17 protein-coding genes and 1 riboswitch are annotated in these 20,775 nt (G+C 68.9%); of the genes, 3 read left to right on the top strand and 14 right to left on the bottom strand.

What is annotated here, in order from left to right; all coding sequences use genetic code 11:
- Positions 1-29 precede the first annotated feature (29 nt).
- The 4 genes from ABZS29_RS28285 to ABZS29_RS28270 form a co-directional block, all read right to left on the bottom strand.
- The gene (locus ABZS29_RS28285) at positions 30-1,022 is read right to left on the bottom strand and encodes an iron chelate uptake ABC transporter family permease subunit (protein ID WP_355466237.1); all 993 of its coding nucleotides are present in this window, start codon (positions 1,020-1,022) and stop codon (positions 30-32) included.
- Entirely contained in the window at positions 1,019-2,041 is a 1,023-nt protein-coding gene (locus ABZS29_RS28280; RefSeq protein ID WP_355466235.1) for an ABC transporter substrate-binding protein, read from the bottom strand. The genes ABZS29_RS28285 and ABZS29_RS28280 overlap by 4 nt, the downstream gene beginning before the upstream one ends.
- 24 nt (positions 2,042-2,065) lie before the next feature.
- Positions 2,066-2,276, bottom strand: a riboswitch (cobalamin riboswitch).
- Positions 2,277-2,287: 11 nt separating this feature from the next.
- Positions 2,288-3,238 carry a hypothetical protein gene (locus ABZS29_RS28275; RefSeq protein WP_355466233.1) on the bottom strand — a complete coding sequence of 317 codons (951 nt, stop codon included), beginning with the start codon at positions 3,236-3,238 and terminating at the stop codon, positions 2,288-2,290.
- Positions 3,239-3,703: 465 nt separating this feature from the next.
- Positions 3,704-5,005 carry an MFS transporter gene (locus tag ABZS29_RS28270; protein ID WP_355466231.1) on the bottom strand — a complete coding sequence of 434 codons (1,302 nt, stop codon included), beginning with the start codon at positions 5,003-5,005 and terminating at the stop codon, positions 3,704-3,706.
- 121 nt (positions 5,006-5,126) lie between these two features.
- Between ABZS29_RS28270 and ABZS29_RS28265 the strand changes: the two genes are divergently transcribed.
- On the top strand, positions 5,127-5,918 hold the full coding sequence (locus ABZS29_RS28265) for a hypothetical protein (RefSeq protein WP_355466229.1): 792 nt from the start codon (positions 5,127-5,129) through the stop codon (positions 5,916-5,918).
- 118 nt (positions 5,919-6,036) lie between these two features.
- Here the strand turns inward: ABZS29_RS28265 and ABZS29_RS28260 are convergent, their stop codons facing one another.
- On the bottom strand, positions 6,037-6,378 hold the full coding sequence (locus ABZS29_RS28260; RefSeq protein WP_355466228.1) for a sterol carrier family protein: 342 nt from the start codon (positions 6,376-6,378) through the stop codon (positions 6,037-6,039).
- A gap of 78 nt (positions 6,379-6,456) precedes the next feature.
- Here ABZS29_RS28260 and ABZS29_RS28255 point away from each other — a divergent pair, with 78 nt between their 5' ends.
- The gene (locus ABZS29_RS28255; protein ID WP_355466227.1) at positions 6,457-7,071 is read left to right on the top strand and encodes a hypothetical protein; all 615 of its coding nucleotides are present in this window, start codon (positions 6,457-6,459) and stop codon (positions 7,069-7,071) included.
- On the opposite strand, the gene ABZS29_RS28250 is transcribed toward ABZS29_RS28255, so the two are convergent.
- From ABZS29_RS28250 to ABZS29_RS28220, 7 genes are all read right to left on the bottom strand, one after another.
- Positions 7,072-8,610: an alpha/beta hydrolase gene (locus tag ABZS29_RS28250; protein WP_355466225.1), complete on the bottom strand. Its 1,539-nt coding sequence runs from the start codon at positions 8,608-8,610 to the stop codon at positions 7,072-7,074.
- A complete protein-coding gene (gene ricT, locus ABZS29_RS28245; RefSeq protein ID WP_355466627.1) occupies positions 8,607-9,614 on the bottom strand; it encodes a regulatory iron-sulfur-containing complex subunit RicT in 1,008 nt (335 codons plus the stop codon). Before ricT ends, ABZS29_RS28250 begins: the two co-directional genes overlap by 4 nt.
- Positions 9,615-9,652: 38 nt before the next feature.
- Positions 9,653-10,765 carry a DUF4190 domain-containing protein gene (locus ABZS29_RS28240; protein ID WP_355466223.1) on the bottom strand — a complete coding sequence of 371 codons (1,113 nt, stop codon included), beginning with the start codon at positions 10,763-10,765 and terminating at the stop codon, positions 9,653-9,655.
- Positions 10,766-10,798: 33 nt separating this feature from the next.
- Positions 10,799-11,467: a DUF4190 domain-containing protein gene (locus ABZS29_RS28235; protein WP_355466222.1), complete on the bottom strand. Its 669-nt coding sequence runs from the start codon at positions 11,465-11,467 to the stop codon at positions 10,799-10,801.
- Between the two features lie 111 nt (positions 11,468-11,578).
- On the bottom strand, positions 11,579-12,748 hold the full coding sequence (locus ABZS29_RS28230; protein WP_355466220.1) for a DNA polymerase III subunit delta': 1,170 nt from the start codon (positions 12,746-12,748) through the stop codon (positions 11,579-11,581).
- A gap of 1 nt (position 12,749) precedes the next feature.
- Entirely contained in the window at positions 12,750-14,732 is a 1,983-nt protein-coding gene (gene tmk / locus ABZS29_RS28225; protein WP_355466218.1) for a dTMP kinase, read from the bottom strand.
- 10 nt (positions 14,733-14,742) lie between these two features.
- Positions 14,743-15,852 (bottom strand): pyridoxal phosphate-dependent aminotransferase, encoded by a 1,110-nt coding sequence (locus ABZS29_RS28220; RefSeq protein ID WP_355466216.1) that lies wholly within the window; start codon positions 15,850-15,852, stop codon positions 14,743-14,745.
- A 145-nt stretch (positions 15,853-15,997) separates the two neighbouring features.
- On the opposite strand from ABZS29_RS28220, the gene ABZS29_RS28215 reads away from it, so the two are divergent.
- A complete protein-coding gene (locus tag ABZS29_RS28215; protein ID WP_355466215.1) occupies positions 15,998-17,338 on the top strand; it encodes a PLP-dependent aminotransferase family protein in 1,341 nt (446 codons plus the stop codon).
- Between the two features lie 113 nt (positions 17,339-17,451).
- Here the strand turns inward: ABZS29_RS28215 and ABZS29_RS28210 are convergent, their stop codons facing one another.
- On the bottom strand, positions 17,452-20,238 hold the full coding sequence (locus tag ABZS29_RS28210) for a glycoside hydrolase family 2 TIM barrel-domain containing protein (RefSeq protein WP_355466213.1): 2,787 nt from the start codon (positions 20,236-20,238) through the stop codon (positions 17,452-17,454).
- Positions 20,239-20,305: 67 nt separating this feature from the next.
- Positions 20,306-20,737 carry a Fur family transcriptional regulator gene (locus tag ABZS29_RS28205; RefSeq protein WP_355466211.1) on the bottom strand — a complete coding sequence of 144 codons (432 nt, stop codon included), beginning with the start codon at positions 20,735-20,737 and terminating at the stop codon, positions 20,306-20,308.
- Between the last annotated feature and the right edge of the window lie 38 nt (positions 20,738-20,775).

The following is a 20,775-nucleotide window of genomic DNA, read 5'->3' as shown; positions in this document are numbered from 1 at the left end:
AGTAGAGAACGGCCCGAGACGCACAGTCCTCACAGCGCCGCCAACCGACGCCGCCGTACCAGCGCGATGAAGACCGGAGCGCCAATGACCGCCGTGATGATCCCGACCTGCAGCTCATCCGGCCGCGCCACCAATCGCCCGACCACATCAGCAAGCAACAGTACGGCGGGCGCCAGCACCATCGACCACGGCAGAATCCACCGATAGTCGGCACCGACGAGCGTCCGCGCCACATGCGGTACGGCGAGCCCGAGGAACCCGATCGGCCCCGCGATCGCGGTCGCCGTACCGGCCAGCACAACGACAGCCAGCCCGGCCACCACGCGCACCACCATCACCCGGGTACCCAGCGAACGAGCCAACTCGTCACCCAGCGCCAGCTGATTGAGCGACCGCCCCAGCACCACCGCCAGAACGATGCCCACGGCAATGAATGGTCCGGCCTGACCGATCACCGAACCGGTCGCCATCGTGAGCGACCCGACCACCCAGAACCGGAACTCGTTCAGCGTCGACAGATCGAGCAACGTGATCGCCGATGTGACCGACCCCAGCAACGCCGAAATCGCCGCCCCAGCCAGCGCCAGCTTCACCGGTGTCGCGCCACCGCGCCCGATCGCGCCGACCAGGTAGACGACCACTGTCGCCACTAGCGCGCCACCCATCGCAAACCACACATACCCCGTCAGGCTGTGCACGCCCAGCACCCCGATGGCCGCAACCACTGCCAGCGCAGCACCAGCGTTCACACCGAGAATCCCCGGATCGGCCAGCGGATTGCGGGTCACGCCCTGCATCAACGCACCCGCCAACCCGAGCGCCGCGCCGGCCAGCAACCCAGCGCCCGTCCGCGGCATCCGGAGATACCGGATCACCCGATCGTTGTCGCTCCCGCGGAAATCCGCCAAGGCCAGATACACGTCATGCGCACCGAAGTGCTGGTTCCCGACACTCAACGACAGCAGCACCGAGACCGCGAGTACGGCGATGCAGAGCAGCAGGCCGACCGCACGCCACCTCACTGGAACAGGTCGGCGTGAATCGTCTTGGCGATGTCCTCGGTCGCATAGGCACCGCGCACCCCGGCGGAGTGATTCGCGAACAGCCACGGCACGACGTGCTTGGTGCGGACCGCCTTGAGATTCGCCAACGCCGGGTTCGCCAGGATCTTCGCGACCTCCGGCTGCGAAGAGGCCGGCGTCAACGCGGCATCGCAGCACCCGCTGATCAGGATGTAGTCCGGGTTGCGTTTGATCAGCTCCTCGACGCCGATCTTCACGTTCCGCTTGGCCGTCAGATCGGCGAAGACGTTCATTCCGCCGGCCTGCTTGATCAGCACCGTCCCGAAGTCCGGCCCACCGGAGACGGTCAATCCGCCGCCTTCCAGTCCAGGCCTCAGGATCGCGACCGTCGGCTTCGGTGCGTTCTTCACCTTCGCCGACACCGCGGCGATCCGCTTCTCCTGGTCCGCGATCACGTCCTCGGCGCGGGCCTCGACCCCGAACAGCTTGCCGAGTCCGCGCAGATCGGCGTACACGTTGTCCATCGTGACGCTCGCCGGGTCGATCGCTTCGTCACCCTTGCCGTCCGCGGTCGGGCAGAGCGGGCTGAAGATCCAGGTCTGGACACCGAGCTCGGCCAGGCTCTTGCGGCTCCCGAAGCTCTCGTCGCTGCCACCGCCGGCGCTGAATACGTCGTTGAAGCCGGACAGCACGAAGTCCGGGTTCGCCGCCAGCAGCTCCTCGCGGCTGGGCAGGTTCTTGTAGTACTTCGCCTTGGCCTGAGCACTCGCGTACTCCGGCAGCACCTCGGCATCCAGGTACGCCGTACCGACCAGGCGATCGGAGATCCCGAGCGCATGTGCCATCTCGATCGCCGGCTGGTACGCCGCGAAGACGCGCTTCGGCGGACCGCTCACGGTGACGTCGATCCCGCAGTTCCACACGGTGGTCGTCGATCCGGGCGGATTGACGGCGGTGGCGGTGCCGCAGCCGGCGAGCAGGCTCAGCAACACGACAAGGACAAGGGACTTACGCAGCACGGGACCGCTCCTCCAACACCTCGTGGACGGATCACATGCCGTGGCCGGTCTCCTGGCTTACGGGTACAGCGTCCACCGGCCTGGTCTTCCCAGCACCCTGCTCTTTGCAGTGCATAGCCAGTGACTTCCGCGTTGGACACGGCTGGCGGACATCCCGATCACAGTGGCGAGGGCCGCGCCGGCATCACACCGGCTTCCCGAGCACCACGGCGCCGCCACAGTAACATCGGCGACTCAGTCGCAGGTTCAGCGGTACTGCGAGAGCATCGCGAGCGCGAACTGCGTCATCGTGTCCGGGTTGATCGCCCGCGCCGGCAACGGCACCAGGTCGACCAGCTTGTCGTCGCCGATCCGGATCGTGGTCCGGCCGGTCGCCGTGTCCACATATCCCTCGTCACCGAGCGGGATCGCCTGTGCGGTCGGCGTCTTCCGCATCGCCGTCATCAGCGCGATCGCCTTCGGAGTACGGCGTACCGAGGTGGAGAGCACGCTGTCCGCGGAGATCCAGCCGCAGACCAGGTCGCCGAGCTCGGTCTGACCATCCCGGCGGATCGACGCGGGCGCCCCCATCACCTTCGCGGCGGCCGACGAACCGCGCTCACACTCCGGCCGCGCGATCAACGGCTCCGCCTCAGGCAGACCCGCCGCCTGTCGAGCCACTTCCTGCGCCAGTACGACGTACTTGGCGAGTGTGGCCTTGGGTCCGGCGACCTTGAAGAGCCGATCCTTCAGCAGGAACACGACGAACGTGTCAGCCCCGAAGCCACCATCACCAACCACCGCCATTTGAGACTTCTGGGCCTTCTGCGCGGCGGCCAGCGTCGCCTTGGTGGCTGCCTGCACCGACACTCCGACCCGCAGCACCGGCCCATTCGGACTCGCGCTCAGCCCCAGCTGACACACGTCGTACGTCGCCGGTACGCCGAAGTCCGCCGGCGGCGTCTTCGGCTGAATCTGCACGATCGGAGCACCCAGCGTCGTCTGCACCAGCTGCTGATCCATCCGCACGCACAACGTGTCGGCGACCTTCGAGGTCGGCGGCGTGCTGGGTGTTTCCGACGGAGACGGCGTCTCCGTGGGCGTCGTACTGATCGAGACCAGCGGCGGCACGCTCGGCGCGGTCTCCTGCCCAGGACCGCCGCACCCAGATGCGAGCACTGCAACGAGAGCGAACGGCACTACCGGACGAATACGCATAGTGCGCCAAAGCCTACGCCGCGTCCGCCTCCCCCGAGTGCGGGGTCCGTGTCGCCGGAAACCCCTTACCAGCACCCCACTCCTCACATTCGCCCCCAACTCCCCCCGCTCGCACGGTGACTTCAGTCGCGCCGCACGGTGACATCAGTCGCGCCGCACGCCGGCTTCAGTCGCGCCGCACGGTGGCTTCAGTCGCGCGGCACGGTGGCTTCAGTCGCGCGGCACGGTGGCTTCAGTCGCGCGGCACGGTGGCTTCAGTCGCGCGGCACGGTGGCTTCAGTCACCAAACACCGGGAAACCCACCGAATGCGAGGAGATGGTCGCCGGAAAACCCTTACCAGCAACTCACTTCTCACACTCGCCCGCCAACTCCCCGCATTCGCAGGGTGGCTTCGGTGGCGGGGCAGGGTGGCTTCGGTGGCGGGGCAGGGTGGCTTCGGTGGCGGGGTGGGGCGGGGCGGGGGGTTAGGGTTCGTCGGCCTCGGCTGCGGCCCGGAGATCGCGTTCGCGGACGGCGTGCTCGTCGGTGCGGGCGTCGTACCGCCAGAAGTCGCGCAGGGCGGCGCCGGTGGCGGCGACGCCGGCCACGCAGAGGATGCCGCCGCTGACGATCGACGTCCGGACGCTGGTCAGGTCGGCGACCAGACCGGACCGGGCCTGACCACCGAGCGGGCCGAGCATGTAGGAAAGCATCTCGATTCCGGCCAGCCGGCCGCGCATTTCGTCGGGGATCGTCTGGTTCCAGATCACTCCCCGGAACAGGCCGGAGACCATATCGGCAGCACCGGCGAACGCGAGGAAGACGAACGCGAACCAGATGTTCGGTGCCAGTCCGGCGATCCCGATCGCCGCGCCCCAGCAGGCGGCCGCCATCACCACAGCACGGCCATGGTGATGGACCCGGCGGGTCCAGCCGCTGGTGAGCGTCGCGATCATCGCGCCGACCGCTTCCGCGCTGTACAAAGCGCCGAGCAGTTTCGGTTCCTTCAGCACCTCGGTCGCGAAGGCCGGGAACAGCACGATCGGCATCGCCATGAACATGCCGACCATGTCGACGACGTACGTGCCGAGCAGGTCCTTGCGGCGCGCGGCGTAGGTGATGCCTTGGCCGATGACGCGCAGGCTCGGGGGCTGGGAGTGCTCGCCAACCCGGTACGGCTTGAGGCGCAGGTACATCAACGTCGCGATCGCCAACCCGGCCAGCTCGATGCCGAACGCCCAGCTGATTCCCGCCGTACCGACCAGGACACCACCCAGCGCCGGGCCGACCAGCTGACCGGCCTGCATGGTCAGTGCGTTCAGCGCCACCGCGGCCGGCAGCTCCGAGTGCTTCACCACGCGCGGGAACAGCGCGTCGCGGCTCGGGCGCTGCAGTGACGCGGCGATCGCGTTCAGGGCGCCACAGACGTAGATGATCCACACCTGCGGATTGCTCAGCAGCGCGTTGCTCAGCAGGACCGCGCAGACCGCGACCTGCGCGATGCCGGTGAAGATCAGCATCTTGCGGCGGTCCACGTGGTCGGCGAGCGCGCCGCCGTACAGGCCGAAGACGACCAGCGGAAGGATGTTCACCAGACCCATCGCGCCGACCGCGAAGTTCGAGTGGGTCAGCGAATAGAGCTGGAACGGGAGCGCGACGTACCCGAACATGCTGCCGAGGAAGAAGACGGTGCCCGAGATCGTCAGGATCCGGAAGTCGCGGGAACTACGCCACGGAGTCAGATCGACACGCAGCTGGGCCAGCCGCGATCGGAAACTTGCTGCCACCGCCACATCCTGTCAGCTCGACCGCCCGGGGAAGAACCCCTTTTCTTCCTACCGTGGAACCGATTGGTTGCCCTCGGCGTCAATCTCCCAGCCACGATCCACCAGCCAGACGGAGAACCGGATGATCTCGACCAAGTCGGTAGCCACCTTGATGGTCACCACCCTCGCCGCAGGTGGCGCCCTGCTTGCTCCCGTGGCCGCGCAGGCCGCGCCCACCACCGCCACGGCGCCCGCCGCGGTGACCAAGGCCGCCGCGGTCTCGGACCTGCTCAAGCCGGGTCAGAAGCTGAAGGCCGGTAACTACATCCGCTCCAAGAACGGCCAGTATGTCTTCATCATGCAGTCCGACGGCAACGCGGTGCTCTACAAGGGCAAGACCGCGCTGTGGTCGACCGTCACCAACCGCAAGGCCTCGGTGCTGGTGATGCAGAAGAACGGCAACCTGGAGGTCGTCTCCGGCAAGACCGTCGTCTGGCAGAGCAACACCGGCACCAGCCCGGGCGCGATCCTGGCGGTCCAGAACGACAACAACCTGGTGATCTACAACACCCGCGGCAAGCCCAACTGGAGCCGCTACATGGTGGTCGGCACGCTCGGCGCGGGCCGAGTGCTGAAGTACCCGGAGTACCTGACCTCGGTGAACCGCACCTACCGCCTGACCATGCAGGGTGACGGAAACCTGGTGCTCTACAAGGGCAAGACCGCACTGTGGAGCACGAAGACGCAGAGCAAGGGCGCCTTCGCGGCCATGCAGACCGACGGCAACCTGGTCGTCTACAGCGCCGCCAAGAAGCCGCTGTGGTCCAGCAAGACCACGCGCAAGGGCGCCGTCCTGGTCGCGCAGAACACCGGTGACGTCCAGATCGTGCTCGGCCGGACGGTGGTCTGGCACACCGGTACCGCCGGCCGCTGAAAAGTTTTTTCGTCCAGAAGCGAACTTTCCGGCTTCTCGGTGCGTCTTGTAAGTAGCCGCGGCACCCGGGGCGGGGTGTCGCGGCCTCTTTCTGTCCGCAGCCGGCCCGGATCGGTGATCAGTTGGTTACCAAGGGCAACAATTCGCTGAGATCGGTGCGCTCGCCGCTCGCGCGCAGTTTGCCGGTACCGCGGGCCTCGGACCAGGTGGTCCGGCCGAGGGCGAGCTCGATCCACAGCTCGGGCGGCAGCTCGACGACCGCGCCCGGTGTCCCGCGCGTGTGCCGCGGACCCTCGATGCACTGCACAGCGCCGTACGGCGGGACCCGGACCTCGACCGCATGGCCGGGCGCCTTGGCGACCAGGAGTTTCAGCAGTTCCTTGGTCAGCAGTTTCAGGTCGGGGCGCTCGGCCGACCCCGCGTCGTACCGCTCCAGGGCCTGTTCGAAAGGCGTGTTCACGACGTGTCAGCGTACGCGCAATTGCGGGGACGCCCCCTTCGTGGACGATAATCGCACCGAGAAGAAAGCGAGGTCGGGATGCTCACGCCCAGGCACCAGGCACTGCTGATGACGCTGGCGGGGATGACCGTCGGCGTCGCGGTCTTCGGCACTGTGCTGGCGATCAACAGCCACCGGGACGACGACAAGCGTGCGACCGACGTCGTGGTCAGTCAGACCCCCTCGAGTCCGACACCTCGCGGCGACGGCCTCCAGGCCGACTCCTTGCAGTACACGGCGCAGACCTTCGGCACCGACCGGGCACCGGTCACGGCCGAGGTTCCCGCGACCTGGAAGGCCACCCAGGACGGCCAGCGGCCGCGGTTCATGGATCCGACCGGCGTCTGGCAGATCCGCTTCGACACCCGGGGCAGCAGCAAGTCCCCGGAGCGTCAGGTCAGCGACCGCGAGCGCAGCATCAAGGAAAAGCAGCTCAACGTGCTCAGCCGCGACAACGGCACCCTCGTCTACACGTACGTCGACGACACCCGCGGCCCGCGGATGGGCCTGTCCCACTGGATCTCCACCGACAACGGCGAGAGCTCCGCCCTCGAGATCACCGTCGGCGGCCGCCCGCAGGACGAGGCCGCCTTGCGGGCCGTGCTCGATCGAGCCACCAAGACGCTGCAGCTCCCGGACAACCGTCCCAACTAGCTAGCAGTTGATGTCGGCGGTCGGCGCCTGGCCCTGCAGCAGGTAGGTCTCCACGATGTTGTCGACGCACGGGTTGCCCGCCTTGTAGCCGGTGTGACCGTCGCCGTCCCGCGAGACCAGTACGCCGCTGTCCAGCTCCTTCGCGAGCCCGACGGCCCAGTCGTACGGCGTGGCCGGGTCCCGCGTCGTACCGACCACGATGATCGGCTTCGCGCCGGCGGCCTTGATCGGGTGCGGCTTGTCCTCGGGCTTCACCGGCCAGTTCGCACAGGCCAGCGAACCCCAGAGCAGGAACGAGCCGAACCGCGGCGAGGCCGCCTTGTACTTCGGCTCCTGGGCCTTGGCCTGCGCGACCGAGGCGATGTCCGGGCGATCCACACAGTTCACCGCGTAGATCACCTCGTTCTGGTTGCTCGCGTAACCGGACTTCTCCCGCTCGGTGTACTGGTCGGCCAGCGCGAGCAGTCGTGCGCCCTTGCCGTCGAGGCCATCCAGCACCGCGTCCTCGAGCCGCGGCCACAGGTCCTTGGCGTACAGCGGGTAGATGACGCCGAGCACGACCAGCGCCTGGGTGACCTCGCGATCGCCGCTGCCCGGCAGCGGGTGTGCGTCGCTGTCGTTGATCAGCTTGTCGACCTTGGCCAGGATCTCGTCCTTGCTGGTGCCCAGCCGGCACTGCCGCTGCGCGCACTCCTCGGCGAACGCGTCGAGTGCGGTGTCGAAGCCCTTCGCCTGGGCGATGTTGTTCTCCTCCGACGTCTTCGCCGGGTCGACCGCGCCGTCGAGCACCAGCCGGCCGACGTTCTTCGGGAAGAGTTCGGCGTAGGTCGCACCGAGGAAGGTGCCGTAGGACATGCCCAGGTAGTTCAGCTGGGCGTCCCCGACGATGCCGCGCAGGACGTCGATGTCGCGGGCAGCGTCCTTGGTGCCGACATGCGGCAGCAGTTCGCCCGCGCGCTGCTGGCAGCCGTCGGCCAGCGTCTTCGCCTCGTTGTTGAGCTCGGTGATCTCGGCCTCGTCGTCCGGACTGCCGTCCGCCGCGATGAACTTGTCCAACTGCTCGGTGTCCAGGCACTTCACCGGCGTCGACTGGCCGACCCCGCGCGGGTCCCAGCCGATCACGTCGAACTTGCGCAGCAGCGAAGCGCCGAGCACGAAGCCGGCCGAGGCGGCGAACTCCACGCCCGAGCCACCCGGTCCGCCGGGGTTGATGAACAGCGTGCCGATCCGGCCGACGCGGTCGCGGGCGAGCACCTTGCGGGCGCTCAGCTCGATCGTCTTGCCGTCGGGCTTGCTGTAGTCCAGCGGCACCTTGATCGTCGCGCACTGCTGGTTGCTGCCGCAGCGCTCCCAGTCCGGCCGCTGGTTGTAGAACTGCTCCAGCCCGGCCGGGATCGGTCCGACCGGACCGGTCGACGGGCGGGTGCTCGTCCCGCCGGAGCCACCGGCGTCCGCGTCCTGCGCCCGGCTCGCCACACCACACCCGCTCAGCACTACCGCCAGCGCGGCCATGATCGCGGTCGTCTTGCGGAATCTCACTGCGGGGTGTCTCCCTCGTCGGTGTTCAGGCGGCGCCGGCGCCGGGGTTTGCGTTGCCGTCGCTCCTCGGCCGTCTCGGCCGCCGGTTCCACGGACGGTTCGGCGGCGTGCGGTTCTGCTTCGGGCTCCCGCCGTACGACGGGGGCCGGGAGCTCCACCGGTACGGCGTCAGGTGTCGTCGTACTGGAGGCTTCGTACTGCTGGCGCGGCGAGCAGACGTCCGCGCGGCTGCAGGCGCAGCGCCGGCCGGAAGCCGCCAGCCGGACCACGACGGTGTCGCTCGGCACGTTGTGCCCTACCACCACTCCATCACCCGCGGGGGTCTCCACCGCGGTCCCGACAGCCGGAGCCTTGGCGTTGTACTCCTGGTAGAGCGGGTGCTCGTACTTCAGGCAGCACATCAGCCGGCCGCAGGCACCGGAGATCTTGAGCGGATTCAGTGGCAGGTCCTGGTCCTTCGCCATCCGCACGCTGACCGGCTCGAAGTCCTTCAGGAAGGTCGCACAGCACAGGTCCCGTCCGCACGGACCGATCCCGCCCTGCAACCGAGCCTCGTCGCGGGCGCCGACCTGCCGGAGCTCGATCCGCGCCCGCAGTCCGCGGGCCAGGTCGCGCACAAGCTCACGGAAGTCCACCCGGTGCGGCGCGGAGAAGTACACGATCACCAACTGGTCGACATCGGCCCGCCGGTCGACGAAGTCGATCCCGACCACCTTCATCGGCAGGTCGTGCTGCCGGATCAGCCGCTTCGCGATCACCCGCGCGTCGGCCCGGCGCTGCCGGTTCTGCTCGTCCCGGTCCAGGTCGGCGGCGGTCGCGATCCCGTCACACAGCGGCAGGCCGCCGATCTCTTCGGTCACGTACTGCGGCGCCCACACGCACTCGGCGACCTCGGGACCGTCGTCGGTCGGGACCAGCACCTTGTCCCCGACCCGCGGCCGGTGCGGACCGGGGTCCAGGTAATACAGCCGCCCGTACCGCTCGAACGACACCGCCATCACCATGCCCACGCCGTCAGCGTACTGGGCCGGGCTGCGGATGATCAGCGTTTGGTGCCTTTGACGGTCCCTGTGACGCGCTCGTCCTCGGGCGCGTAGGCGGCGCAGACGACCAGGCGGTCGTGGTCGTCCTCCCAGCTTTCCTCGTCCGGGACCGTCCAGCCGAGCGTGAGCTCGGAGTCGTCGACAGACTTGCCGACGTAGGTGCGGAAGTCCGTGGCACAGCGGGACTGCCCGGTCCGGTCGACCTGCCGGTCACCCGGGTACGGGCCGTCGGGGAGGGTGGGGTTCGAGATGATCTCGCCGTCGTGCGCGTTCGCGCAGTCCTGCCGGGTCACCTCATCCTGGGGGTCGTCGCCGTTGAAACACTCGCCGATGGCCAGGTCTTCGACGTACGTGCCGGAGGACGACGAGCTCGAGCCCGGGTCGGACGCACCGTAGTCCTGGTCGTCGGCCCAGGTTCCGAGCGCGATCAAGCCCACGATCAGCGCGGCGAAGAACAGCGTCAGCAGGCCGCCGGTGATCAGGCCGGCGATCGCCATTCCCTTGCCGTCCTCGTTCGGCCGGCGCTTGAGCTGCACCAGCGCCGCGATCCCGAAGCCGACACCGAACGGGGCGGAGATCCCGGTGGCGAGCCCGCCGAGTCCACACGCCAGTGCGGCGATCGCGAACCCGTTCGTCTTCCTGCCGCCGCCCGGATAGCCGTACCCGTACGCCGCCGGATACGCGGGATGCCCGTACGGCGGCTGCCCGTAGACCGGCAGTCCGTACGGCGGCTGCGCGGGCGGCTGACCACCGTAGACCGGCTGCTGCCCGTACGGCGCTGCCGGAGGCTGCTGCCCGTAGCCCGGCTGCGACTGCCCGTACGGCGACACCTGAGGCGTCGAACCGACCGGCTGCCCCGGCGCCGCCCACCCGGACTGGGTGGGCAGAGGCTGGGTCGGCGGAGTGTCGTGGGGACGGGGGTAGGTGGGCGGCGTGCTCCCGGGATAGCCCGTTCCCGGCTGACCCGTTCCCGGCTGCACCGGCAGCGGCACGGTGGGGTCGGAGGTGGGGAGGGGCTGCGTGCTGTCGTCGTCCGGGCGCGCGTAGGTCGGGAAGGACCTTGGCGTGTCCTGTGGCCGGTCCGGGTCCGGACCGTACGGTGGTTGACTCACAGTTCCCCCAGCTGATTTCCCCCGCGCACCGAGTTACCGCTGCGACCCGCGCATGCTACCGCTCAACCGGGTTCCCGGCATCCCGACCAGGCACAACACGTTGCCGTCAGCAACAGCACGATCTTCCAGGACGACGTAGTACATGTCCAGGTCCGACTGCTCGTACGGCTTGCCCACGAACGCCCCGAAGGCCGTCGTACAGGCTCCGGTCGCGATCGTCTGGGTCTCCGCGGTGGTCCGCCCGGCCAGGTCGGCCCGCACCTTCGCGTAGGCCTCACCGCTGTGCTCGGTCTTGCAGTTCGCGATCCGCGCCATCCGCAGCGTCGCCGCCTCCAGGTCCGCGTCGAAACACCGCCCGACCTCGACCTGCGCGATCGGCACCGTCCGCCCGATCCCGTCCCGCAACTGCCCGTACAACCCGAGCGCGACCGCGACCCCGGTGAAGATTCCCCAGCACAGGCAGACCACCAGAGCGCCGTACGCGAACCGCTTGCCGCGGCCGCCGTTGCGCTTGATCCGCCGCAGCGCGATGCCGGCCAGCACCACGGCAACCGGCACCAGCCCAGGCAGGCTCGTCACCAACGCCGCGACGGCATAGCGGTCCTGCCGCTGCTGCGCAGGCGTCGGTACGCCGGCCAACCACGACTCGGCCGAAGGAAGCGACGGCCGCGCAGGCTGGATCGGGGAGGGCGGCTGGGTCATGTGTGTCCGTTCGGGGCCGTTCGACCGAGCGCGCTGTTTTGCTCGGACATACGGACATCGCGCCGACCAGCGCCGGTGTTACAAGGGCTGTCCGCTCACCGGACCGCCATCTCAGCCTTCGAAGAGCCCGATCGTCATCGCCTCGAGCGCCAGCAGCGGCGCGACGTTGGTCTCGATCGCCTCGCGGCAACCGGTGATCGCGGCCAGCCGCCGAACCGTCTGCTCCGGCGTCGTACGACCGGCCAGACCCTCGATCTGCCGGGTCAGCTCGGCGTTGATCAGCTCGGCCCCAGCTCGGGTCTGCACCACCAGCACATCGCGGTACAACGCCATCAGATCGACCAGCGACCGGTCGAGCACGTCGCGTTCCCAGCGCTTGGCGCGGGCCTTCTGCTGGTCCTCGAGCTCCTTCAGCGCTGCGTTCGCCTCGCGCGGCTTGGCGCCCTTGGTCCCGACGCCGAGTGCCTGCTCGAGCGCGGCGCGCTCCTTCTCGTCGACCTTCTCCGCGCTCGCCTTGGCTTCTTCCTTGGCCGCCTCGACCAGCTGCTGCGCAGCCTTTAGACAAGCCCCGAGATCCCGCAGCGCGAACGGCACCTCCAGCACCTTCGACCGCCGCGCCCGAACCTCTTCGTCTCGCGCCAGCGCCCGGGCCCGCCCGATGTGCCCTTGCGCGGCCCGCGCCGCGAACCCGGCCAGGTCCGCGTCGATCCCTAGCTTGCTGACCAGCATCTGCGCGACCGCGTTCACTGGCGGGGTCCGCAGTACCAGCAACCGGCACCGCGACCGGATTGTCGGTACGACGTCCTCGACCGTCGGCGCACACAGCACCCAGACCGTCCGGGGCGCGGGCTCCTCGATGCTCTTCAGCAGCGCGTCCGCGGCCTGCTCGGTGAGGCGGTCGGCGTCCTCGATCACCATCACCTGCCAGCGGCCCTGCGTCGGGCTCATCGCGGCCCGGCGAACCAGCTCTCGGATCTCACTGACCCGGATCGACAACAGCTCGGTGCGGATCAGCGACACATCCGGATGTGCTCCGGTGAGCACCGTCTGGCAGTCCTTGCACTCGCCACAGCCATCGTTCGGACACTGCAGAGCGGCAGCAAACGCACGCCCCGCGTTCGACCGCCCCGACCCCGGCGGCCCGGTGATCAGCCACGCATGCGTCATCCCGACCACGGCAGCCCCGGACTCACCCCGCACCGCTGCCGACGCGCCACCCACCGCCTTCCGCAGTACGGCGACCGCCGGCTCCTGCCCGACCAGGTCGTCCCACACTGTCATGTCAGGTCACCTTCGGGAGTAGCGGTTGCAGGCGGGCGCGGATCTGCTGGGCGATCTGCTCGCGGTCCTGGGTCGCGTCGAGGACGAGGTAGTGCTGCGGTTCGGCGGCGGCGAGTTCGAGGAACGCCGTCCGCACGCGTTCGTGGAACTCGGCGGACTGGGCCTCGATCCGGTCCCGCTCGGTGAACCGGCCGAGACCGCTCTTCGGTGGCAGGTCGAGCACGATGGTCAGGTTCGGTCGCAGGTCGTCGGTGGCCCAGCGATTGACCCGCTCGACGTCCGAGAGGTCCAGGTCGCGCCCCGAGCCTTGGTAGGCGAGCGCGGAATCGACGTACCGATCGGTGATCACGACGGTGCCGGACTTGAGCGCGGGCTTGATCATCGAGTCCACGTGCTCGGCCTTGTCGGCCGCATAGATCAGCGCTTCGGCGCGGTGCGAGATGTCACCGGTGGCGGGATCGAGGATGATCTCGCGCAGCTTCTGCCCGAGGTCGGTCGCACCCGGCTCCCGGGTCAGCAGAACCTGCTGGCCCTGCTCCTCCAGCCACTTCACGAGCAGCGCGGACTGCGTCGACTTCCCGGCGCCCTCACCGCCTTCGAGGGCGATGAACAACCCGGTCGTCGGATAGACCCCGGGCGTCTTGCCGAAGCTGCGCCGCAGGTCCCGCCAGAACGGTACGCCGGGCCGGTCGTCCATCTGCCGCCAAGCCAGCAAGCCGATCACGCCCGCCACGACCGCGGCGATCAGCATCGTCATCGAGGCGCCGTTGTACGTCACCGAGTAACCGGAGATCGAGTAGGTGTGCCGCCCGATCGCACCAGCCGCGAACGGCGCGATCGCCAGTGTCACCGCAAGCACGGTCCGTACGGCGGACTGCACGAACGCGAACGTCCGCCCGCGGACCGCGTCCGGAACCTCGAGACCGAGCAGCGTGTAACCGGAGACCCACGACGCACCGGCGTTGAAGCCGAGCAGGATCGCGATCATCGTGGCGATCTCGATCTGCTGGATCAGCGCCAGGCCGGCCAGGCAAATCCCCGAGCCGACCAGACCGGCCGCGAACAGCCGCCGCCGGGACAGTCCGGAGAAGATCCGCGGCGCGAACCCCATCCCGAGTGCGAGACCACCGAAGACAGCACCGAACAGAACGCCGTACCCGGGGTCGCCGGCTTTGAGGTCCTCGACGTAGGTGCGGCCGAGGCCGATCACGACCGCGCCGGCCGCGAACGCGCCGGAGATCCCGACCACGAGTCCGCGGACGACCGGCGTACCGGTGACGTAGGACCAGCCCTCGACCATGGTCCGCCACAGCGTCGGGTGGTCCTCGTGGTCGTGGACCGCACGGCCGATCTCGGAGACCGAAATGATCGCGACCGCCGAGATGGCGAAGGTGGCGGCGTTGACGTAGACCGCGAGGTCGATGGCGAAATCGCCGGCCCAACGGCTGACCAGGGTGATCGCGGTGAAGATCGCCGCGGCCGGCAGGGCCGTCCCGTACGTCGTGATCAGGCTGAGCTGGTTGGCCGCCTCGAGGCGGTGCCGGGGCACCAGGTTCGGCACGCTGGCGTCCTTGGCCGGTCCCCAGATCAGGCTGACGATCTCGATCAGCACCGTGGCCACCAGCACCCAGGTGAGCGTGCCGACGATCGGAATACTGACGAAGAACGCCGCCCGGATCAGGTCGCCGATGATCATCGTCGCGCGCCGGTCCAGGCGGTCGGCCACCCAGCCGGCCACCGGACCCATCACCAGCGCCGGCAGCACCCGCAGGAACAGCACGCCGCCGATCGCGAAGTTCGCCGCCTGGTAATCGTCACCGGCGAACGACTTCGCCATCGCGGTCAGCGCCAGCAGCCCGATCCAGTCACCCAGACTGGAGAGCCCGAACCCGATCCACAGCCGCCGGAACGCCCGGATCCGCAACACCGCGCGCACATCGTGCGCCGGTGCAGGATCGGTCAGCGGGTCATATACCTCCGGCACGCCGCCAAGACTAGTCGGACGGATGGACAGCTTTGTGCAGCGCAGTCGTCAGTACGTCGAGGGCCGTCTTGAGCTCCACCGGCGGCGGGTAGCCGAACCCCAGGCGGAAGACCCGGGGCTCGTCGGTGAACCACTCCCCCTCGGCCAGCCGAATGCTCAGCTCCGCCGCCACCGCGCGGAACCGGTTCAGATTGACCGCCGGCTTCAGCCGGATGCAGCACAGCGCCCCGGCATCCGGACGCACCCACTCCACCAAGTCGTCGTTCGCTCGCACCCATTCCTCCGTCGCGGCCACGCCTTCCGCGAGCCAAGGCCGACGTACCGCGAGGATTTCGTCCTGCAGGTCGAACACCCGCACTGCGAGCGCCTCCGTCAAGGGCGAGCCTGTCACCACGGTACTGAACTTCGCGGTGATCAGTCGCTCGATCAGGTCCGGATCCTTGCTGATCGCCCAGCCGGTGCGTAGGCCGGCCGCTCCGTGGCACTTCGACAGCGATGCCACCGTCACCACCTTGTCGCCGAGCGACAGAGCGGACTCTGCGATCGGATCGTCGCCGTACGAGGCGGTGCGGTAGGTGTCGTCGACCAGCAGGTACGCCGCTGGGCAGATGGTTGCCATGGCTTCATAGATCTCGCGGAAGACCTCCAGCGGGATGGCCACACCGGAAGGGTTCTGGGGGCTCGCCAGGCTGACCAGGTTGGTGTCGGGGGTCAGCTGGGCGACGACATCGGCCGCCTGCAACCGGTAGCCGTTGTCGAAGGTCAACGGGACCACTCTGACCTCCGCACCGACCGCCTCAGACACGTTGCGGGCAGCGGGGAACAGGGGTGCAGTGGTCACGACCTGTCCATGATCAGCAGTCAGGTACGCCAGCAGGAAGATCGCATGCTGACCGCCGATCGTGACGACGACCTGGTCGGCGTCGACGTTGTGGACAGCAGCAATCGCGGCCCGCAGACGCTCATCGCCCTGCCCAGTGCCATAGCCGAGGTCCAGCTCGGCGAGCTCCGGTGTGAGCAGGTCGGAGAGGCGCAGCTCCGGGCCGTAGCTCTCACCGAGGTCGTACTGCGGGTGCGAATCGGACAGGGACTGGATGGGGTTGCGTGGGAAGGTCGCCATGCCTTTCATCGTCTGGTGCGAGGGCTGGTCACCCCAGAGCCAATCCGGCAGAATTGGTTTGGCAATGAGACCAATCGAGCTCTGTGACCGTCTCGGCCGGTGGTCATCCGGTCGAGGGCCTCTGTATGTGCTGCTCGCTGCCCGGATGCGGCAACTCATCGACGACGGTGAACTGCCAGCCGGCGCACTGCTACCGCCCGACCGCACCCTGGCCGAGGCACTCGCCGTCGGCCGCACGACCGTGGTCGCCGCCTACGACCTGCTGCGGTCAGAAGGCCGCATCACCCGCCGCCAGGGCAGTGGGACGCGTGTCGCCGGTACGCCGGTGGCGTCCGAGGACCTGCCGGCCGATCCGATCTTCTTGGGCTCATTGGAGACGCGGGACGACGGCGTACTGCTTGCTATCTGTGCAGCACCCGGTGAACCACCGCCGGAGCTGGCCGAGGCATACAGCCGGATCATCCCGGAGCTCACTGCGATCAGCGGCGACATCGGCTACTACCCCTACGGCCACCTCGCTCTCCGTACGGCGATCGCCGCCCGCTACACGCAGTACGGCGTACCGACCGTGGCCGAGCAGGTGCTCGTCACGAACGGCGGTCAGCAGGCACTGTCGTTGCTGGCGCATGCGCTGGTGTCGCCTGGTGATCAAGTGCTGGCGGAGGCGCCGACGTTTCCGGGAGCGCTGGAGGTGTTCCGGGAGCAGGGTGCGGTGTTGCGTGGGCTGCCAGTTGGGTTGGACGGCTTCGAGGCTGCGGTGCGGGAGCGGCGTCCAGCCTTGGCGTACGTGATTCCGACGTACCACAACCCCACTGGAGCGGTGCTGCCTCGACTGGACCGGCAGCGGCTCGCCCGCGCCGCGGCAGCGGCCGACGTACCGCTGATCGAGGACGAGGTACCGGCCGGCCTCGGCTTCCCCGGCCAGGACCGACCGACCGCGCTGGCGGCGTACGGGCCCTCGGTGATCTCGATCGGCTCGCTCAGCAAGAGCATCTGGGGCGGCCTTCGCATCGGCTGGATCCGCGCCGCGGCGCCCTTCATCAGCCGCCTGGCACGCCTCCGCGCCGTCCACGACCTAGGCGGCAACGTCCCCGCCCAACTAGCCGCTGCGCACCTAGTCCCTCTCTTGGACTCGTTGAACGTAGGCGCCACCCTCCAGTCCCGCCACGCCCACCTGACAACGCTCCTCTCGGAACACCTCCCCACCTGGCGCTACCCGACCCTCACCGGCGGCCAGGTCCTCTGGATCCAGCTCCCCTCCGGCGACGGCACCTCCTTCGCCCAAACCGCCCTCCGCCACGGCATCGCCGTCCTCCCCGGCGCCGGCCTGGACATCACCAACACCAGCGCCGACCACATCCGCCTCCACTTCCACACCCCGGAGGCCACCCTCACCGAATCAGTAGCCCGCCTGACCAACGCCTGGCAGGCCTACCGAGCCCCCACCACCGCCCCCATCCCCGCCCGCCCCGCCATCGCCATCTGAACCCGTACCGAAGGACTGTTAGTAGTCGGTCGGCACAGCGAACCGCCCGCCTGGAGAAACCCCAGGCGGGCGGAATTGCAGCACTACTAACAGTCGGTCCGTACGGTGCCGGCCTACTGGGTGAAGCGAAGGACCAGGGTGGCGGGGGCGGTGTGGAGTTTGTCGCGGTCGGGGAGGGCGGGGCCGCAGGCGGCGGTGCCTACGCCGGTTTGGGCGATGTCCAACGTCACGTAGGTCTTGTCGTGGGGCTGGAGGGCCGCCGTGTGGGTGGCGGTTTCCAGGTCCTCGGTGGTCCAGTCGCGGACGGTGAGGCCGAAAAGGGTGCCTACGGCATCGATTCGGAGGCCGTCGAGCTGCGCCCAGCGGGTGTCGATGCGGTGACCGTTCTCCTGCGGACGCACGTACGGCGTTTGCAGGCCGGCGACCGTGGACGCGTACTTGCCGACCGCGGCGGCTTCGCGGGTGTCGACGTACGCCTCGTTGGGGCCGGTGCCGAACCACTCGACGCGGTCGACCTTCGGTACCTCGAACGTGATGCCCAGCCGCGGCAGTACCTTCGGGAACTGGCCTTCCGGCTCCACGTTCAGCTCGAGCTGCACACCGCCGTCGACAGAAGTCCAGCGCCAGGTGCTGCGCAGACCCCACTGCAGTGCCGGCGGAGCCGTCCGCGTGACGACCTCCCACGCGCCGTCGCGCTCACCGGCTGACACGACGCGGTGCTGCACGCGGTGCAGACCTTCCTCGCGCCAAGCGTCGGCAACGCCAGGCTGTGCGTCGTTGTCGATCGGCGCCCGCCAAACCTCCAGCCGAGCGTCAGCAACCGAACCGAAGCTGATCCCACGCATGCCCGCGACAACATCTGCCGGCACACCCGCGGCCGCCTGGGTGTCACCCGCAGCACCGGCTCGGGGAGCCGGCCGGAGAGCCGGCTCGTCGAGGCGGACCTGGCCCCACGCGATTCGGTGGCCCGCTTCTGCCCACGGCGTCGACTCGGTGAGCTCGGCCGACACCGTCAGCCAGGTCTCAGGCTGGGAGGCGTCGATCGGCGGGAGGTCGAGCGTGACCGTCTCGCCCGGAGCGATCGGCGGGACAGTCAGCGTGCCGGAGCCGACACGCTCGCCTTCGACCTCAGTCACGAGACGGAACGTCAGATGCGAGGTGTCGAGCACCTCGTAGTGGTTGGTGACCGTGACCCCACCCTTGCCGTCGGCAACGATGCGCAGCGGCTCGATCACCTTGCTGAACTCGAGCATGCCCGGCGACGGCGTGCGGTCCGGGAACAGCAGGCCGTCGCAGACGAAGTTGCCGTCGTGGATCGGTTCGCCGAAGTCGCCGCCGTACGCGTAGACCTCGCGGCCGTCGATCGTCGTCCGCAGACCGTGGTCGATGAACTCCCAGATGAAGCCGCCCTGGCAGCGCGGGTACTTCTCGAACACCTCGCGGTAGTCGAGCAGCCCACCCGGTCCATTACCCATCGCATGCCCGTACTCGCACAGGATGAACGGCAGGTTCCGGTATTTCGAGCGATCCGCCCCGATCTCCGCACACCCGGCCGGGTCGGTGTACATCCGCGAGTAGATGTCGACGAACTCGGCCTCGGTGTCGCGCTCGTAGTGCACCGGCCGCGACGGGTCGAGCTCCTTCGCCGCGTCGTACATCGCCTTGAGGTTCTCGCCCATCCCGCACTCGTTGCCGAGCGACCAGATCACGATCGACGGGTGGTTCTTGTCCCGGCCGATCATCCGCTGCATCCGGGTGACCAGGTCGTCGCGCCAGCGCGGGTCCATCACCGGGTTCGGCAGGTTCGGCGGCTGCGGCTCGTACCCGAAGCCGTGCGTCTCCAGATCGCACTCGTCCACGACGTACAGCCCGTACTCGTCGCACAGCGACAGGAAGTGCGGGTGCGGCGGGTAGTGGCTCGTCCGGACCGCGTTCATTCCGGCCCGCTTCATGATCAGTACGTCGTCCAGCATGTCCTGCTCGGTCAGCGCGCGACCGCGGTCGGGGTGGAACTCGTGCCGGTTCACGCCGTTGAACAGCACCCGGTTCCCGTTCACCGTGAACACGCCGTCGACGATCGCGATCGTCCGGAACCCGATCCGCAGCCGAACCTCACCGCCGTCGGTCCGCAGCACACCGTCGTACAGGCGCGGGCTCTCGGCGCTCCACGGCTCGACCGGCGCCGTGACCTCTTCGCCGGTCGCCACCGACAAACCCAACTCCGGTACGACGACAGTCCCGGCCACGTCGGCGTCCACCCGCAGCGTCCCGACCCCGTCGGCGTACGACGCGTGCACGAAGACGTCGGTCGCGGCATCCGGCCGCAGCGCCAGCAGGTTGACCTCACGGAAGATCCCGGACAGCCACCACATGTCCTGGTCCTCGACGTACGAGCCGGCCGACCACTGATGCACCCGGACGGCGATCCGCGCCTCGGAGCCCGCCGTCACCAGCGAGGTCAAGTCGAACTCGCTCGGCAGCCGCGACCCCGAGGACCAGCCCACGAACGAGCCGTTCACCCACACCGCGAACCGCGAGTCGACGCCCTCGAACCGCAGCACGATCCGCGCACCCGCGAACTCGGCAGGCACCGCGACCGTCCGCACGTAGTCGCCGGTCGGGTTGTCCGTCGGCACGTACGGCGGCTCCAGCGGGAACGGATACACGATGTTCGTGTACGCCGGAGCGCCGTACCCGCTGAGCTGCCAGTGCCCGGGCACCGCGAGGGTGTCCCAGCCGGAGGTGTCCGGGTCCTTCAGGTCGTCCGGCGCATCCGCCACGGTCGGCGACAGCCGGAAGCTCCAGTCACCGGTCAGCGGGACGCGCGCGGCGTCGTCATCCAGCCAGGCGCGCGGCGGCAGCACGTTCTCACCGGGGGCAAAGTCCTCGACATAGGTCACAGGTCATGAGCCTAAGCCCACACCTGCGCACAAATCCACACCGATCAACAGATATGGACAGTTTGCGTTACGGTCGGCACTCCTTGCACACGCCGACGAGCGCGACCTGCTCGGGCGCGAGGTGGAATCCGAGCTCCCGGAGGACCTTCTTGCGGGCGGACTCCAAGATGTCGCCAGGAGCGTCGTACACGGTCCCGCACTCCGAGCACCGCAGGTGCAGGTGCCGCGGCGCCAGATCCCCGGCCAGGTGGTACGTCGTCCCGGCGCGGCCGAGGTGGACGTGCGTCACGAGCCCGAACTCGCCGAGCGCGTCCAGCGCCCGGTACACCGTGGCCCGGTGAATCCCGGGCCGGAGCGCCTCGGCCCGCTCGCCGATCTGCTCGGCGCTGAGGTGCTCCTCGGTCCCGGCGAGCACCTCGACCACCGCGAGCCGGGCCGGGGTCACCCGCTCACCCCGATCCCGCAACCGCTGCGCACTGACCTCAACCGCACTGGTCATGAGGCCTCCCGACCTGGACTGAGGAGCGTAGGGAGAGA

This window comes from Kribbella sp. NPDC005582 (assembly GCF_040605415.1).
Classification (GTDB): domain Bacteria; phylum Actinomycetota; class Actinomycetes; order Propionibacteriales; family Kribbellaceae; genus Kribbella.
The sequence above is the reverse complement of the archived record's forward strand: the minus strand, read 5'-3'. Positions and strand labels throughout refer to the sequence as shown.